Origin of the sequence: Paraburkholderia sp. IMGN_8, assembly GCF_038050405.1 — a bacterium.
Lineage (GTDB): Bacteria > Pseudomonadota > Gammaproteobacteria > Burkholderiales > Burkholderiaceae > Paraburkholderia.
Window position 1 is genome coordinate 2,161,494 of the sequence record NZ_CP150901.1, and the last position, 17,156, is coordinate 2,178,649.

Annotated in this window: 8 protein-coding genes, 2 tRNA genes and 3 rRNA genes; 3 read left to right on the top strand and 10 right to left on the bottom strand. The window is 57.9% G+C overall.

The annotated features are described in order from the left end of the window. Window positions 1-192: 192 nt before the first annotated feature. The 5 genes from cyoD to WN982_RS30830 form a co-directional block, all read right to left on the bottom strand. Window positions 193-543, bottom strand: a complete 351-nt coding sequence (gene cyoD / locus WN982_RS30810) for a cytochrome o ubiquinol oxidase subunit IV (protein WP_341319335.1) — start codon at window positions 541-543, stop codon at window positions 193-195. Beyond that, window positions 544-1,149: a cytochrome o ubiquinol oxidase subunit III gene (gene cyoC / locus WN982_RS30815; RefSeq protein ID WP_341319336.1), complete on the bottom strand. Its 606-nt coding sequence runs from the start codon at window positions 1,147-1,149 to the stop codon at window positions 544-546. It abuts the gene before it with no gap. Further along, window positions 1,149-3,149, bottom strand: a complete 2,001-nt coding sequence (gene cyoB, locus WN982_RS30820; protein ID WP_341319337.1) for a cytochrome o ubiquinol oxidase subunit I — start codon at window positions 3,147-3,149, stop codon at window positions 1,149-1,151. Before cyoB ends, cyoC begins: the two co-directional genes overlap by 1 nt. Window positions 3,150-3,152: 3 nt before the next feature. After that, entirely contained in the window at window positions 3,153-4,055 is a 903-nt protein-coding gene (cyoA, locus tag WN982_RS30825) for a ubiquinol oxidase subunit II (protein WP_341319338.1), read from the bottom strand. A gap of 341 nt (window positions 4,056-4,396) precedes the next feature. Further along, entirely contained in the window at window positions 4,397-5,956 is a 1,560-nt protein-coding gene (locus WN982_RS30830; RefSeq protein ID WP_341319339.1) for an NADH-quinone oxidoreductase subunit M, read from the bottom strand. A gap of 566 nt (window positions 5,957-6,522) precedes the next feature. Here WN982_RS30830 and WN982_RS30835 point away from each other — a divergent pair. The 3 genes from WN982_RS30835 to WN982_RS30845 are packed head-to-tail and all read left to right on the top strand — an operon-like array spanning window position 6,523 to window position 10,932. Beyond that, entirely contained in the window at window positions 6,523-7,257 is a 735-nt protein-coding gene (locus WN982_RS30835; RefSeq protein ID WP_341319340.1) for an ABC transporter ATP-binding protein, read from the top strand. Next, window positions 7,247-9,817 carry an FtsX-like permease family protein gene (locus WN982_RS30840; protein WP_341319470.1) on the top strand — a complete coding sequence of 857 codons (2,571 nt, stop codon included), beginning with the start codon at window positions 7,247-7,249 and terminating at the stop codon, window positions 9,815-9,817. The genes WN982_RS30835 and WN982_RS30840 overlap by 11 nt, the downstream gene beginning before the upstream one ends. After that, on the top strand, window positions 9,817-10,932 hold the full coding sequence (locus tag WN982_RS30845) for a carotenoid 1,2-hydratase (RefSeq protein ID WP_341319341.1): 1,116 nt from the start codon (window positions 9,817-9,819) through the stop codon (window positions 10,930-10,932). Before WN982_RS30840 ends, WN982_RS30845 begins: the two co-directional genes overlap by 1 nt. A gap of 100 nt (window positions 10,933-11,032) precedes the next feature. Here the strand turns inward: WN982_RS30845 and rrf are convergent. The 5 genes from rrf to WN982_RS30870 form a co-directional block, all read right to left on the bottom strand. Further along, a 5S ribosomal RNA gene (rrf, locus tag WN982_RS30850) occupies window positions 11,033-11,145 on the bottom strand. A gap of 206 nt (window positions 11,146-11,351) precedes the next feature. After that, window positions 11,352-14,230: ribosomal RNA gene (locus WN982_RS30855) — 23S ribosomal RNA — on the bottom strand. A 305-nt stretch (window positions 14,231-14,535) separates the two neighbouring features. Continuing rightward, window positions 14,536-14,611 (bottom strand) — tRNA-Ala (locus WN982_RS30860). Between the two features lie 76 nt (window positions 14,612-14,687). Beyond that, window positions 14,688-14,764 (bottom strand) — tRNA-Ile (locus tag WN982_RS30865). Between the two features lie 63 nt (window positions 14,765-14,827). Then, window positions 14,828-16,358: ribosomal RNA gene (locus WN982_RS30870) — 16S ribosomal RNA — on the bottom strand. The 16S, 23S and 5S rRNA genes sit together here with 2 tRNA genes alongside, the layout of an rRNA operon. Window positions 16,359-17,156 lie beyond the last annotated feature (798 nt).

Here is a 17,156-nt window from a genome sequence, read left to right on the forward strand (position 1 = left end):
CGCATGGAATACGGAAGGGAATGGATAAATGCGATCATGAAAACGATGCTAACGCGTACGTTTGGCCAGGTCAATTGCGAACTGCATCGCACGTCGATGGCGTGGCTGCCGCACGGATGAAAAAGACCCCGCAAGACTTTCGCCTCGCGGGGCTGCGCGGGAACTGCTTTCCCGAGCCGTTGCGTCTTCCGGCTAGCGGGACATCATCATCATGCTGACGTTGTGCATGACCCACAATGACCCGCCGATCAGGATCAGCGCGGTCAGCGCGGTGAACGCAAACGCCGTCACGTTCCAGCGTTGTGCCGACGACGTGTTCATATGCAGGAAAAATACCAAGTGCACGATGATCTGCACCAGTGCAAGACCGGCGATGGCAAGCAATGCCTGGTGTCCTTGCAAAGCGCCGGTCATGACAATTCCGAACGACGCGGCCGTCAACAACACGGCGAGGACGAAACCGATCATGTAGCCGCGGGCGGTACCGTGCGCTTCGCCGTCGTGTCCCGCGTGGACAGTGTGAACGCTTTCGCTGTGGCCCATTTAAATCACGCTCCCAAGATAGACAAAGGTGAAGACACCGATCCACACGATGTCAAGGAAGTGCCAGAACAAACTCAGGCAGGTCAGGCGCCTCAGTTCGCGTTCGCCGATCTCGCGACAGCCGATCACCTGAACGGCCAGCACGATCATCCACAACATGCCGGATGCGACGTGCAAGCCGTGCGTGCCGACCAGCGTAAAAAACGACGAGAGGAACGCACTGCGGCCAGGGCCTGCGCCTTCGGCGATGAGACCTGCAAACTCGCGCAACTCCATGGTCAGGAACGTCCCACCCAGCACGAACGTGACTGCCAGCCAGAACAGCAACACGCCCTTCTTGCCCTTGTAGGCGCCCAGCATCGCGAAGCCGTATGTGATGCTGCTGACTAGCAGCACCGCGGTTTCCACGGCTACGCCGTGGATGTCGAACAGATCCTTGCCGCTCGGACCGCCTGCGAACTGGCCGCTCATCACCGCGAACACCGCAAATAGCGCAGCGAAGACGATGCAGTCGGTCATTAGGTACAACCAGAATCCGAACACCGAATGCGACGGCACATGGTCCGGCGCAAGCTGCGGCTGCGCCGTTATGGTTTTCTGCAACATCAGTGTGCCTCCATGGCGGTCATCGCACCGGCGGCGCCGCGCTCTTCGGTCAATTCAACGGTATCCGCCGGGATGTAGTAATCAACATCACGGGCGAAACTGCGAGCGATCACCGTACCGATCGCCCCGACCAGTCCGACGATGGCAAGCCACCAGATATGCCACACCGCGGCAAAACCGAACGCGAGCAGGAAGAGCGACACGATCAGGCCAGCGCTCGTATTGGACGGCATATGGATGTCGCGGTAGGTTGGCTTAGCCTCCTTCGAGATTGGCGTGTTTGCCGCACGCGCCTTCATATCAGCCCATGCGTCAAGCTCGCGTACCTGCGGCAACTCCGCGAAGTTGTAGACCGGCGGCGGCGAACTAGTCGCCCACTCGAGTGTGCGGCCGCCCCATGGATCGCCCGTGACATCGCGATAATCCGGGTGATGGCGGTTGCGGATACTGACCACCAGTTGCACGACCTGAAACACTACGCCCAGCGCAATGATGGCCGCGCCAACTGCGGCAAGCACCAGCCACGGGTGCCACGCAGGGTTGTCGTAGTGATTCAGGCGGCGAGTCATGCCCATGAAGCCCAGCACGTATAGCGGCATGAACGCAACATAGAAGCCGATGATCCAGCACCAGAACGCGCATTTTCCAAGCTTGTCGTTCAGCTTGAAGCCGAACGCCTTCGGGAACCAGTACTGCAGTCCCGCGAGATAACCGAACACCACCCCGCCGATAATCGCGTTGTGGAAGTGAGCGATCAGGAACAGACTGTTGTGCAGCACAAAGTCCGCGCCCGGTATCGCCACCATCACTCCGGTCATGCCGCCAATCGTGAAAGTCACCATGAAACCGATCGTCCACAGCACCGGCGCAGTGAATTCAATGCGCCCCTTGTACATGGTGAACAACCAGTTGAAGATTTTCACGCCGGTTGGAATCGCGATGATCATCGTCACGATGCCGAAGAACGCGTTGACGTTCGCGCCGGAGCCCATCGTGAAGAAGTGATGCAGCCATACGAGGAACGACAGCACCATGATCGCGCAGGTCGCGTAAACCATCGTCTTGTAGCCGAACAACGGTTTCTTCGCGAAGGTTGCGATCACTTCCGAGTAGATACCGAACGCAGGCAACACGAGGATATACACCTCGGGGTGGCCCCATGCCCAGATCAGGTTCAGATACAGCATCGCATTGCCGCCGGCGTCATTCGTGAAGAAATGCATACCGAGGTAACGGTCCAGACACAGCAGTGTCAGCGTGACGGTCAGGATCGGAAACGATGCCATGATAAGCACGTTGCTGCACAGCGAGGTCCACGTGAACACCGGCATCTTCATGAAGGTCATGCCAGGCGCGCGCATCTTGACGATCGTGACGAAGAAATTGATCGCGGTCAGCAACGTGCCAATACCGGATAACTCCAGACTCCACAGATAGTAATCGACCCCCACACCCGGACTGAACTGCAACTCCGACAGCGGCGGATACGCAAGCCAGCCGGTCTGCGCGAATTCACCCACCACCAGCGAAATGTTGACGAGGATTGCACTGATCGCCGTCAGCCAGAAGCTCAGCGAATTGATGAACGGATAAGCCACGTCCCGTGCGCCGATCTGCAGCGGCACGATAATGTTCATCAAACCGATCATGAACGCCATGGCCATGAAGAAAATCATGATGACGCCGTGTGCGGTGAACACCTGGTCGTAGTGATGTGGTGGCAGATAGCCAGGATTGATATAGGCGAGCGCAAGCTGCAGACGCATCATGACCGCGTCGGAAAAACCCCGCAGCAGCATGATGATCGCGACGATGATGTACATCACGCCGATCTTCTTATGGTCGACCGACGTCAGCCATTCCGTCCACAGGTAACGCCATTTGCCGAAATAGGTGACCCCACCGAGAATCGCGACCACGCAAAGCGCCATAAATACAGCGGCGCCCATGATGATCGGTTCATGATACGGCACCGCATCGAGAGTAAGTTTGCCGAACATGCTTTACCCCTTTGTCCCGTTAGGACCACAGTTGCTGTTCTTCAGATCGTCGAGCACGTGGCCGTTGTTGTAGCGGGCGATGATGTTATGGAAAAGCTTCGGATCGACTGACGAGAAGTACGCAACCGGCGCTTTTTCTCCCGGTTGCGACACCGCGTGGTAACGATCCATATCGAGGCGGTCCGAAGACGAGCGGACCTTTTCGACCCACGCGCTGAACTGTTCAGGCGACGTGGCGAGCGCGCGGAACTTCATGTCCGAAAATCCCTTGCCGCTGTAATTAGCCGACATGCCCGCGTAATCGCCAGCTTCGTCAGCGACCAGATGCAGTTTCGTCTGCATGCCGGCCATCGCGTAGATCTGCCCGCCGAGTTGCGGAATGAAGAAAGAATTCATTACCGAGTCGGACGTGATACGGAAGTTGACAGGCGTGCCGACCGGGAAGGCAACCTGATTGACCGACGCAATGCCGAGGTCCGGATAAATGAAGAGCCACTTCCAGTCGAGCGCCACGACCTCGACGTCAATCGGCTTCACCTGTGACTCGAGCGGACGGTAAGGATCGAGCTCATGCGTGGTTTTCCACGTCAGCACCGCGAGAAACAAAATGATCAGAGCGGGGATCGTCCAGATGACGATTTCGATGCCGGTGGAGTGCACCCATGTGGGCCGATATTCGGCCGCTTTGTTCGAAGCGCGATAACGCCACGCGAACAGCAGCGTGAGCACAATGACCGGAACGACCACGATCAGCATGGCCCAGACAGACGTGGCGATCAGATCACGCTCCGCCAGCCCCACGCTCCCCTTCGGATTCAGAATATCGAGGTTGCTGCAACCCGAAAGCAGCAACACGAGGCCCGTGGAGACGAAACTCATCGACCCTCGCAGAGTCTGTGCTTTCATATCCAGTGCCTTTTTTGTACGACTTCAACGAACGTCATTCGAGCGCCCCCTTTAGTAAGCGCACGGATAATAGGGGGGCGGCGAGGCACAATAAAGCTTTGAATGAGCAACGATCTATTGCGGCGCAACCGCGTGCGGCATGTTGCCGCATAAGCACGATGCTTCGCACCTTGTCACAGGACAAATGGAAGGCGAAAAAGGCGGGAGGGAAAACGCAGTAAGACGATGCAGCGCAAAGATCTGCATCGTCTCAGGGCAGGTGCCGGGGGTCGATGAAAAAAACAAAGGCGTCTCACCCGCGCAACATCAACTTGACCGCGAGACGCCTGTAGCGCGCGCTATCAGCCCGGCGAACGGGCCGCGGCGGCGACAGTGGGTGCGGCCGCCTGCAAATGATCGCCACCGTCTGCCGGTGTGGACTCCGAAGGATGCGCGGTGCTGCGCTCCGATTGCGCGAGCAGCGTGCCGACCGACGGATCGATCGCATCGGTGAACGGCTTAGGATCGAGACCGATCGCCAGCACCAGCAATGCCATTGCGCCGAGCAAAACGAACTCACGTTTGCCGAGATCCTTCAGCTTCGCGACGCGTGCATTGGCAATCGCGCCGAAGATCACGCGCTTGTACATCCAGAGCGTGTACGCCGCGCTCAGAATCAGTGTCGAGGCCGCGATTGCGCCGATCCAGAAATTGAAGCGGATCGTGCCCATCAGCACCATGAACTCGCCGACGAAACCCGACGTACCTGGCAAGCCGATATTCGCCATCGAGAACAGCATCACGAAGGCAGCGAACTTCGGCATGGTGTTGGCAACACCGCCGTACTCGGAGATCGAGGCGGTTTGCGTGCGATCGTAGAGCATGCCCGTGCACAGCAGCATCGCGCCCGACACTACGCCGTACGACAGCATCTGCACGATCGCGCCAGCCTGGCCGATACGATTGAAGACGAACAGGCCGAGCGTGACGAGACCCATGTGCGCGACCGTCGAATACGCGAGCAAGCGGCGCATATCGCTCTGCACGAGTGCCAGCAGACTCGAGTAGATCACCGCGACCAGCGACAGCGTGATCATCATCGGCGCAAAGAAGTGACTCGCCTGCGGCGCGATCGGCAGCGCAAAGCGCAGCAGACCATAGCCGCCGAGCTTGAGCATACCGATCATCACGGCGGCGCCGGTCGGTCCGTCAAGGTGGACATCCGGCAGCCACGTATGCAACGGCCACATCGGCACCTTCACACCAAAGGCCGCGAGGAAGCCGAGGAAAATCAATACCTGCGGCATGGTGCCGAGATGCGTTTCACGCCATTGCGCGAGATCGAAGCTGTGCGTCTGGCTGTACAGATACAGCATCGACATCAGCATCATCAGCGAGCCGAGGAACGAGACGAAGAAGAACTTGACCGCCGCATACGAGCGGTTCGAGTGACCCCACGTGCCGATCAGCAGGTAAAGCGGAATCAGCGTCGCTTCGAACGAAATGAAGAACAGCATGCCGTCGAGCGAAGTGAAGACGCCTTGCATGAAACCCGACAACATCAGAAACGCGCCGAAGTACTGCGCGGTGCGCTCGGTAATCGACTCCCACGAGGCGACCACGATGATGATCGTAGTGAGCGCGGTCAACGCGACCAGCCACAGCGAAATGCCATCCACCCCCACATGCCACGCGATGTCGAACGTCGGCGACCATTTGACGTTCTCGACGAACTGCATGGTCGTCACGTCATTGCGAAAGTTGGCGACGAGCGGAATGACCGGCAGGAAGCCCGCTACCGCGCCTGCAAGCGCGAGCAATCGAGTACGGCCGAGCGCCCGGTCTGATCCGGCACGCAACACCATCAGGCCGGCAAAAATAGGGATCCAGATTAGAAGGCTAAGAAGCGGAGGCAATGGCATGTGTTCTTTTCGATACTTGAAGTACAAAACACCACCTCAACGCCTTCAAAATAGAAGGCATCGAAATGTATTTGAAAGCTTTGGGTCGCTGAGGAGGTCGGAGAGGTACTAGTCGACGTTTCTTTGAGGCAAATCAGCAAGGAGTAAGAGATTACCCTTATCTAAAAGATTTTGCATCGCACCACGGCAAAAAGATGTTTTCTGTAACGCGCTCTTGCGGAGCTTGGGTCTTGCGGGAAAAGTTGGAATGTGCAAGCGCACAAACGGATTGCGCAGAAATCGCGAAATACGAGGTCCGTGGAGGTCCGTTATGCCCCAGAACGGAGCATGACTTGATCATCGTCCGACGAAGGGGCCGGTCAAAACACGTCAATCGATAGCTTATTGAAAGGTTTAAACGGTGCGCTGTGATTGTGTGCTCGCCGCTCCGCTTTTCAGCTCTGGTTCACGCGCTATTCTCAACCCGAATATACTGCGGCGGTTCAGGGCTGCTGCTCGTACACGGTGCGCGTGTTTCTTCGCATCGCTCGACGCCGCCCTCGCCGGCCAGACTTATCGGATACCGCATGGTGCTTCGTGATGAAGGTGTCGTTCCCGCGCTCGAGTGCCGCGGGCTGAGTAAAACGTATGGCGCCGGCCGCATCGTGCTTGCGCACCTCGATTTCACGCTGGAGCCGGGTGAATTCGTCGCGATCATGGGCGACTCGGGTGTCGGCAAATCGACGCTGCTGAATCTGATCGCGGGCCTCGACAGCGCGGATAGCGGCGATGTGGTTATCGACGGCAGCGTGGTCTCCCGTCTCGATGACAACGCGGCGACGCGGCTGCGCCGGCAAAAACTCGGCTTTGTGTTCCAGGCATTTCACGTGCTGCCGCATCTGACGCTCGCGCAGAATGTGGCCTTGCCTCTGCTATTGAACGAACTGCCCACGGCCGGCGCGCTCGACATGCTCGCAGCCGTCGGCCTGGGCGGCCGGGGCGACGACTTTCCGCGGCAGTTGTCGGGCGGTGAACTGCAGCGCGTCGCCATCGCTCGGGCGCTGGTGCATCGTCCCACCCTAATCCTCGCCGACGAACCCACCGGCAACCTCGACCCCGATACCGCACACGAGGTGCTCGGTCTGTTCCGTGCGGAAAGCAAGGCAAGCGGCGCGGCCACCATCATGGTCACGCACTCGGAAGCGGCGGCTGCCATTGCCGATCGAATCCTGATTCTGAGCGACGGCGGCTTGCATCCATCCGGACACGCCGCGCGTTCCGATTCGCCATCCACGGCGCGTTCCGCCGATGATGCACGCTGAGCCACGGCCACTGCTGCGCATGAAAGGCCATCGCATCCTCGCGCGCTGGCTGCTTGGCGCTGAATGGCGCAGCCATCGCGGGCGCGCCTTGGTCGCCATCGCGACGATCGCGCTCGGCGTCGCCCTCGGTTATGCAGTTCAACTGATCAACAGCGCGGCCTTCAACGAATTCTCCGCGGCGGCTCGCAGTCTGTCAGGCCAAGCCGATCTGCAAGTGCGCGGCGCGCAACCTGCCTTCGACGAATCGATCTATCCGCGTTTGGCAGACGAGCCGGGGGTGGCGCTGGCCAGTCCCGTCCTCGCGCTCGACATCACCGTGCCGAATCAGAGTGCCCCGCTGCCCGCACTCGGCATCGACATCTTCAAGGCAAGCCGCATTGCACCCGACCTGATCGGCGTGCCATCGCCGGATCATCCGTACGATACGCTCGCTGCCGACACGATGTTTCTCTCGTCGGCGGCACAACAATGGTTGAAGGTGAAAATCGGCGACTACGTGTCGCTGCGCAGCGGCACGGCGATCGTGCGCTTACGCGTGGCCGGCGGCCTTGTGCGAACGCGACCGGGCCAGCGGCTCGCGGTAATGGATATCGCCACCGCTCAATGGAAGTTCGGCAACGTGGGTAAGCTCTCGCGCATCGACTTGCAACTCGAGCGCGGCGTCGATCGAGAGCGCTTCAAGCGTGACCTGCAGGCGCGGCTTGGCAGCCAGTGGGTGATCTCCGAAACGCGCGACGCCGAAAGCCGCACGGACCGTCTGTCGCGCGCTTATCGAATCAATATGAACGTGCTCGCGTTGGTCGCGCTCTTCACCGGTGCGTTCCTGGTGTTTTCGACGCAGGCGCTGGGGGTCGTGCGGCGCCGCGCGCAGTTCGCGATGCTGCGAGTACTCGGACTGACACGCGGCCAATTGTTGCGCCAGATTCTGATGGAAGGCGCGCTGCTCGGCCTGCTAGGTTCGCTGCTTGGACTCGCGCTCGGCTATGCGATGGCAAGCGTCGCGTTGCGTTTTTTCGGCAGCGACCTGGGCGGCGGCTACTTTCCCGGCGTGCAACCGCAAGTCGGCTTCGAACCGCTTGCCAGCGCGCTGTTTCTGACGCTCGGCATTGCCGTGTCGCTACTCGGCAGTCTTGCGCCCGCATTGGAAGCCGCCCGCGCACGGCCGGCGGCGGCGCTCAAGGCGGGCGCCGAAGAAGGCGCATTGGCGCGGCTCGCTACGCCGTGGCCCGCTTTGGCATGCCTTTTTGTTGCCGCCGTCCTCACGCAGTTGCCGCCCTGGTTCGACGCGCCTGTCGGCGGTTATCTCGCCGTGGCGTTCCTGCTGATAGGCGGTATCGCGTTGATGCCGCGCGTCACCGCGTCGATCTTCGGTGCTGCGAGCCGCGCGCTCGGCGCCCGAGTTCGCGCCGGCGCCGCCGCCACGCTGGCGTTGACGCGCCTCGCGAACGCACCGGGTCACGCATCGATTGCAATGGGCGGCGTGTTGTCGAGCTTCGCGCTGATCGTCGCGATGGCGATCATGGTGGCCAGCTTCCGCGTTTCCGTCGAAGACTGGCTGAGCCACCTGCTCTTCGCCGACCTGTACGTTCGCGTGGCGCCAAACGGCGATACCGGCGGCCTGCGCCCCGACGAACAGACGCTGCTGGCAGCTGTGCCTGGCATCAAATCGGCCGCATTTGCCCGTACCTCGCATCTCACCCTCGACCCTGCGCGGCCGGACATTGCCGTGCTCGCACGTGAAATCGATGCCGCCGATCCGGGCGCGAATCTGCAAATGACGGGAGCGGTGCTGCCGCCTTCCGCATTGCATGAGGGCGAGACACCTGTTTGGGTATCCGAAGCAATGGTCGATCTGTACGGTTATAAGTTCGGCCAACGTGTGCAGTTGCCGCTCGGCGAGCGCGGTCATGAGTTTGTGGTGGCCGGCATATGGCGCGATTATGTGCGTCAGACCGGCGCGATCCAGATACGACTTGCCGATTATCGACGCCTGACCGCCGATAACCGTGCGACCGATGTGGCCGTCACCGTTCAGCCGGGAACGCGCGTCGAACGCGTTATCGCGGGGCTGCGTGCGCTACCCTTCGGCGCATCGATGGACCTGTCGCAACCGGGCGAGATTCGCGCGCGCACGCTGGTCATCTTCGATCGGAGTTTCGCGGTGACTTACCTTCTCGAAGCCGTCGCTATCGTGATCGGATTGTTCGGCGTGGCGGCGACGTTTTCTGCGCAGACACTTGCGCGGGCTCGTGAGTTCGGCATGTTGCGGCACGTGGGCGTGACCCGCTCGCAGATCCTTGCGATTCTTGCGCTGGAAGGCGGGATGCTCACCGCTTGCGGCATCGCGATGGGTTTCGTTCTGGGATTCGCAATCAGTCTGATCCTTGTGTTTGTCGTTAATCCACAGTCGTTTCATTGGAGTATGTCGCTGCACGTTCCATGGACGGTGTTGGGCACCGTTGCGCTTGTGATGCTGGCGTCGTCGTGCTCGACGGCGGTGATCGCGGGACGTGGCGCGGTGTCGGTGGATGCGGTGCGCGCCGTGAAGGAGGATTGGTGATGTGGGGGTTGCGCGCGAAGGTTAATGCAATTCTGTGCGTCGGTTTTCTGTCTGGTGTTCCTGTGTTCGCCGCAACGCCAGAATTCGCGGCGGTCACACCGAACCATCCGATCACGCTTCCCCAGGACAGCGGCGCACACGCGCCTTTTCGCACCGAGTGGTGGTACGCGACCGGCTGGCTCACTACACCGGATAACCAGCCGCTCGGTTTTCAGATCACCTTTTTCCGCTCGGCGACTGGTCACGATGCCGCCGATCCGAGTGCATTTGCACCCTCGCAATTAATCATCGCTCACGCCGCGCTGAGCGATCCTGCGATCGGCCACCTCACGCACGATCAACGCATTGCCCGCCAAGGCTTCGGGCTCGCCTACGCCAAACCAGGCAATACCGACGTCAAACTTGACGCATGGAAAATCATCCGTGCCGTCGACGGCCATTACGACGTAACGGTCGATGCCAACGGTTTTTCACTGCATCTCTCGCTGACGCCGACGCAGGCTCCGTTAGTGCAAGGCGAGCACGGGTACTCGCGCAAAGGTCCGCGGCCCGAGCAGGCGAGTTATTACTACAGCGAGCCTCAATTGCGCGTGACCGGCAGCGTCGTCCGCCCGGCCGCGGCGGGCACCACGTCGAAGAACGAGACAACCGTCACTGGCGCGGCGTGGCTCGATCATGAATGGTCGAGCACCCTACTTGACGCCGATGCGGTCGGGTGGGATTGGCTCGGCGCCAACTTGACGGATGGCTCAGCCTTGATGGCGTTCAAGGTGCGCGGCCGCGACGGACACGCGGTGTGGGCACATGCGGCGTTGAGAAACCGCGACGGACACGTCACGACGTTCGACCCCGGCCAGGTCGACTTCACGCCGATCCGTACGTGGCGCTCGCCGCGCACGAACACGTCATACCCCGTTTCGATGACGGTCAAAACCGGAGCACTGACGTGGCAGTTAGAGCCGCTGATGGACGACCAGGAACTCGACTCGCGGCAATCCACCGGTGCGGTGTATTGGGAGGGTGCGGTACGTGTGAGCCGCGACGGCGTTGCTCTCGGACGCGCTTATCTGGAGCTGACGGGTTATGCGCACGCGCTTCGACTGGGCAAGAACTGAATCGCTGTTTTCACGTGCCTTTTAAAAGCACGCTAGTTTTTACCGGCGTAAACGCAGAAACCCCACCGTTTCGGGGTGGGGTTTCTGGTGCTGCAGGGGAGCCTGACGATTACCTACTTTCACACGGGAATCCGCACTATCATCGGCGTGGAGTCGTTTCACGGTCCTGTTCGGGATGGGAAGGGGTGGGACCGACTCGCTATGGTCATCAGGCATGACTTGTTGCCGTACTGCCCTGGGGCAATACAGCCAATCTGGAAGAAGTAGCTGAGAGGATGCCTCTCGGTAATGCGTTGGGCTGTGTTGTTTCTGGCACAACACTGATCTCAACCTGGGTGTTCTGGAGACCCTGCGCGTGGCGCAGGGTGGGGCATCCATAAGTGCCAAAGCACTAACGGCTGCCGACACACACCTGTTATAGGATCAAGCCTTACGGGCAATTAGTATCAGTTAGCTTAACGCATTACTGCGCTTCCACACCTGACCTATCAACGTCCTGGTCTTGAACGACCCTTCAAGGGGCTCGAAGCCCCGGGGATATCTCATCTTAAGGCGAGTTTCCCGCTTAGATGCTTTCAGCGGTTATCTCTTCCGAACATAGCTACCCGGCGATGCCACTGGCGTGACAACCGGTACACCAGAGGTTCGTCCACTCCGGTCCTCTCGTACTAGGAGCAGCCCCCTTCAAATATCCAGCGCCCACGGCAGATAGGGACCAAACTGTCTCACGACGTTTTAAACCCAGCTCACGTACCTCTTTAAATGGCGAACAGCCATACCCTTGGGACCGGCTACAGCCCCAGGATGAGATGAGCCGACATCGAGGTGCCAAACACCGCCGTCGATATGAACTCTTGGGCGGTATCAGCCTGTTATCCCCAGAGTACCTTTTATCCGTTGAGCGATGGCCCTTCCATACAGAACCACCGGATCACTATGACCTGCTTTCGCACCTGCTCGACTTGTCGGTCTCGCAGTTAAGCACGCTTATGCCATTGCACTATCAGCACGATTTCCGACCGTACCTAGCGTACCTTCGTACTCCTCCGTTACACTTTGGGAGGAGACCGCCCCAGTCAAACTGCCTACCATGCACTGTCCCCGACCCGGATCACGGGCCAAGGTTAGAACCTCAAACAAACCAGGGTGGTATTTCAAGGACGGCTCCACGCAGACTGGCGTCCACGCTTCACAGCCTCCCACCTATCCTACACAGACCGGTTCAAAGTCCAATGCAAAGCTACAGTAAAGGTTCATGGGGTCTTTCCGTCTAGCCGCGGGGAGATTGCATCATCACAAACACTTCAACTTCGCTGAGTCTCGGGAGGAGACAGTGTGGCCATCGTTACGCCATTCGTGCAGGTCGGAACTTACCCGACAAGGAATTTCGCTACCTTAGGACCGTTATAGTTACGGCCGCCGTTTACCGGGACTTCAATCAAGAGCTTGCACCCCATCATTTAATCTTCCGGCACCGGGCAGGCGTCACACCCTATACGTCCACTTTCGTGTTTGCAGAGTGCTGTGTTTTTATTAAACAGTCGCAGCCACCAGTTTATTGCAACCCCTTCGCCCTTCTGGCGCAGGCCAGTCAAGCTACAGGGGCGTACCTTATCCCGAAGTTACGGTACCAATTTGCCGAGTTCCTTCTCCCGAGTTCTCTCAAGCGCCTTAGAATACTCATCTCGCCCACCTGTGTCGGTTTGCGGTACGGTCTTGTTAAACTGAAGCTTAGAGGCTTTTCTTGGAACCACTTCCAGTTGCTTCGTGACCTGGATCACTCGTCCCATGCCCTTGAATTGCGCGCCCGGATTTGCCAAAGCGCCTTCTCCAACACAGGAACCGGGACTTCCAACACCCGGACAACCTTCCGCGATCCGTCCCCCCATCGCATTTAACAATGGTGCAGGAATATTAACCTGCTTCCCATCAGCTACGCATTTCTGCCTCGCCTTAGGGGCCGACTCACCCTACGCCGATGAACGTTGCGTAGGAAACCTTGGGCTTACGGCGAGGGGGCCTTTCACCCCCTTTATCGCTACTCATGTCAGCATTCGCACTTCCGATACCTCCAGCGCACTTTTCAATGCACCTTCGCAGGCTTACGGAACGCTCTCCTACCATGCACATTACTGTGCATCCGCAGCTTCGGTATATTGCTTAGCCCCGTTACATCTTCCGCGCAGGACGACTCGATCAGTGAGCTATTACGCTTTCTTTAAAGGATGGCTGCTTCTAAGCCAACCTCCTGACTGTTTTAGCCTTCCCACTTCGTTTCCCACTTAGCAATATTTGGGGACCTTAGCTGGCGGTCTGGGTTGTTTCCCTCTTGACACCGGACGTTAGCACCCGATGTCTGTCTCCCGTGATTGCACTCTTCGGTATTCGGAGTTTGCTATGGCGTAGTAATCCGCAATGGACCCCACAACCATGACAGTGCTCTACCCCCGAAGGTGATACACGAGGCACTACCTAAATAGTTTTCGGAGAGAACCAGCTATTTCCAGGTTTGTTTAGCCTTTCACCCCTATCCACAGCTCATCCCCTAACTTTTCAACGTTAGTGGGTTCGGACCTCCAGTACGTGTTACCGCACCTTCATCCTGGCCATGGATAGATCACCTGGTTTCGGGTCTACACCCAGCGACTGAACGCCCTGTTCGGACTCGCTTTCGCTACGCCTGCCCTAATCGGTTAAGCTTGCCACTGAATGTAAGTCGCTGACCCATTATACAAAAGGTACGCCGTCACCCCTTGCGAGGCTCCGACTGTTTGTATGCATGCGGTTTCAGGATCTGTTTCACTCCCCTCCCGGGGTTCTTTTCGCCTTTCCCTCACGGTACTGGTTCACTATCGGTCGATCACGAGTATTTAGCCTTGGAGGATGGTCCCCCCATCTTCAGACAGGATTTCACGTGTCCCGCCCTACTTGTCGTACACCCAGTTCTTCCTCGCTGTTTTCGTCTACAGGGCTATCACCTGCTATGGCGGCACTTTCCAGAGCCTTCGACTAACAATGAAGATAAAGAGTACAGGCTGGTCCCATTTCGCTCGCCACTACTCTGGGAATCTCGGTTGATTTCTTTTCCTGCGGTTACTTAGATGTTTCAGTTCACCGCGTTCGCTTCGCGTAGCCTATGTATTCAGCTACGGATACTCCATACGGAGTGGGTTTCCCCATTCGGATATCGGTGGATCAAAGCTCGTTTGCCAGCTCCCCACCGCTTTTCGCAGGCTACCGCGTCCTTCATCGCCTGTGATCGCCAAGGCATCCACCACATGCACTTGTTCGCTTGACCCTATAACGGGTGTGTCTCTGCCACGCTTGCGCATGACTTCATCACATCGTTACAGGTTGAGTATTCGTGTTGCGCCGTATTCCAAAGCAATCTTTCGATTACCTTTTCATACATTGATACAATCACAACCCTGATTCACCTACTCACACACCCATCTCTAAGTATGCTTTCGTGAATCTCTTTACTACTTCTTCCTGATTGTTAAAGAACGACAGCCGATATAAAGCTCTGCTTCATATCACTCTGACTGGCTCAATCGCCAATGCATAAAGCTCGGTTAGCACCGAACGCTAGGCATTGAGGATTGGTGGAGGATGACGGGATCGAACCGACGACCCCCTGCTTGCAAAGCAGGTGCTCTCCCAGCTGAGCTAATCCCCCAGTCATACACAGACATCGCTATCTGTACCTGATACCCCAGGGGTTTTAGCGATTAGCGCAGCCACCGCAGAAACAGTGGTGGGTCTGGATGGATTCGAACCATCGACCCCCGCCTTATCAAGACGGTGCTCTAACCGACTGAGCTACAGACCCCTGAGTCTGTCTTTTTCACAGCCGATAAGCGTGAGCGCTCAACGTTTGACACGTTAGCTCGAGAAAGGAGGTGATCCAGCCGCACCTTCCGATACGGCTACCTTGTTACGACTTCACCCCAGTCATGAATCCTACCGTGGTGACCGTCCTCCTTGCGGTTAGACTAGCCACTTCTGGTAAAACCCACTCCCATGGTGTGACGGGCGGTGTGTACAAGACCCGGGAACGTATTCACCGCGGCATGCTGATCCGCGATTACTAGCGATTCCAGCTTCACGCACTCGAGTTGCAGAGTGCGATCCGGACTACGATCGGTTTTCTGGGATTGGCTCCCCCTCGCGGGTTGGCGACCCTCTGTTCCGACCATTGTATGACGTGTGAAGCCCTACCCATAAGGGCCATGAGGACTTGACGTCATCCCCACCTTCCTCCGGTTTGTCACCGGCAGTCTCCCTGGAGTGCTCTTGCGTAGCAACTAGGGACAAGGGTTGCGCTCGTTGCGGGACTTAACCCAACATCTCACGACACGAGCTGACGACAGCCATGCAGCACCTGTGTTATGGCTCCCTTTCGGGCACTCCCACCTCTCGGCAGGATTCCATACATGTCAAGGGTAGGTAAGGTTTTTCGCGTTGCATCGAATTAATCCACATCATCCACCGCTTGTGCGGGTCCCCGTCAATTCCTTTGAGTTTTAATCTTGCGACCGTACTCCCCAGGCGGTCAACTTCACGCGTTAGCTACGTTACCAAGTCAATGAAGACCCGACAACTAGTTGACATCGTTTAGGGCGTGGACTACCAGGGTATCTAATCCTGTTTGCTCCCCACGCTTTCGTGCATGAGCGTCAGTATTGGCCCAGGGGGCTGCCTTCGCCATCGGTATTCCTCCACATCTCTACGCATTTCACTGCTACACGTGGAATTCTACCCCCCTCTGCCATACTCTAGCCCGCCAGTCACAAATGCAGTTCCCAGGTTAAGCCCGGGGATTTCACATCTGTCTTAGCGGACCGCCTGCGCACGCTTTACGCCCAGTAATTCCGATTAACGCTTGCACCCTACGTATTACCGCGGCTGCTGGCACGTAGTTAGCCGGTGCTTATTCTTCCGGTACCGTCATCCCCCCGGGGTATTAACCCAGAGGTTTTCTTTCCGGACAAAAGTGCTTTACAACCCGAAGGCCTTCTTCACACACGCGGCATTGCTGGATCAGGCTTGCGCCCATTGTCCAAAATTCCCCACTGCTGCCTCCCGTAGGAGTCTGGGCCGTGTCTCAGTCCCAGTGTGGCTGGTCGTCCTCTCAGACCAGCTACAGATCGTCGCCTTGGTAGGCCTTTACCCCACCAACTAGCTAATCTGCCATCGGCCGCCCCTGTAGCGGGAGGTCCGAAGATCCCCCCCTTTCCTCCGTAGAGCGTATGCGGTATTAATCCGGCTTTCGCCGGGCTATCCCCCACTACAGGACACGTTCCGATGTATTACTCACCCGTTCGCCACTCGCCACCAGGATTGCTCCCGTGCTGCCGTTCGACTTGCATGTGTAAGGCATGCCGCCAGCGTTCAATCTGAGCCAGGATCAAACTCTTCAGTTCAAACCTGTTACTGTTTTTCGGTTGTTTTACCAACCGGTCGCTCACTCAACGTACTGACGAATGATCCTCCTGCCGGCGTGAATCCACTCCAGCAGGAAAACCTTTCCTTGATACTAGTGTGAGACTTGATACTTTCGCTTGTCGACAGACCCCGAAGAATCCATCGTCGCGTCGCGCATCAAGCGCCCACACTTATCGGCTGTTAATTTTTAAAGATCACTCGCTAAGAAGCTCTGCTTTCTTCGCGTCCGTCATCAAACGGGAGGCGAATTATGCGATGCGGTCCGCACCCCGTCAACCCCCTTTGTGAATTTATTTTGAAAAAGATGAGAAGCGCACGAACCTGCTACCGCCGAGGAGGTGGCAAATTATTTAGTTAAGCATAATAAATAACAGCCGCACTCGAGAACTCCGCGCGGATCACCGACAACGCCTTCGAGCATCGCGATGCTCGGAGGTCGACGCAGTGCCCCATAAGAGGAGCGCATCGAAGATCCGGAAAGCGAAAATCTGACTAGCGGTGTTAAGAAGTACCGCCACGGCGCGCGCAGCGCCGCCGGAAGAATGACTGCCTTGTCACCAGGGCGGAATGTGCGAAAACACAGATTCCAGATGCTCCACTACCGTGACTGCGCGAGGGACCCGCTTAGCATTGGCGGTGTAAAGCCGCTTTCTTTTGCCTACTTTTCTTTGCGGCAGGCAAAGAAAAGTAGGTGCCGCCCCGCACAGGGGCAACACTAATAAACCACAAAGAAAACAAGGAAAGGCCAAAAAACTAAAGCATCCCTACGGTGCGGC

Coding starts and splice junctions, on each gene's coding strand:
- cyoD (WP_341319335.1), bottom strand. CDS start 543: ATGGGCCACAGCGAAAGCGTTCACACTGTCCACGCGGGACACGACGGC.
- cyoC (WP_341319336.1), bottom strand. CDS start 1,149: ATGTTGCAGAAAACCATAACGGCGCAGCCGCAGCTTGCGCCGGACCAT.
- cyoB (WP_341319337.1), bottom strand. CDS start 3,149: ATGTTCGGCAAACTTACTCTCGATGCGGTGCCGTATCATGAACCGATC.
- cyoA (WP_341319338.1), bottom strand. CDS start 4,055: ATGAAAGCACAGACTCTGCGAGGGTCGATGAGTTTCGTCTCCACGGGC.
- WN982_RS30830 (WP_341319339.1), bottom strand. CDS start 5,956: ATGCCATTGCCTCCGCTTCTTAGCCTTCTAATCTGGATCCCTATTTTT.
- WN982_RS30835 (WP_341319340.1), top strand. CDS start 6,523: ATGGTGCTTCGTGATGAAGGTGTCGTTCCCGCGCTCGAGTGCCGCGGG.
- WN982_RS30840 (WP_341319470.1), top strand. CDS start 7,247: ATGCACGCTGAGCCACGGCCACTGCTGCGCATGAAAGGCCATCGCATC.
- WN982_RS30845 (WP_341319341.1), top strand. CDS start 9,817: ATGTGGGGGTTGCGCGCGAAGGTTAATGCAATTCTGTGCGTCGGTTTT.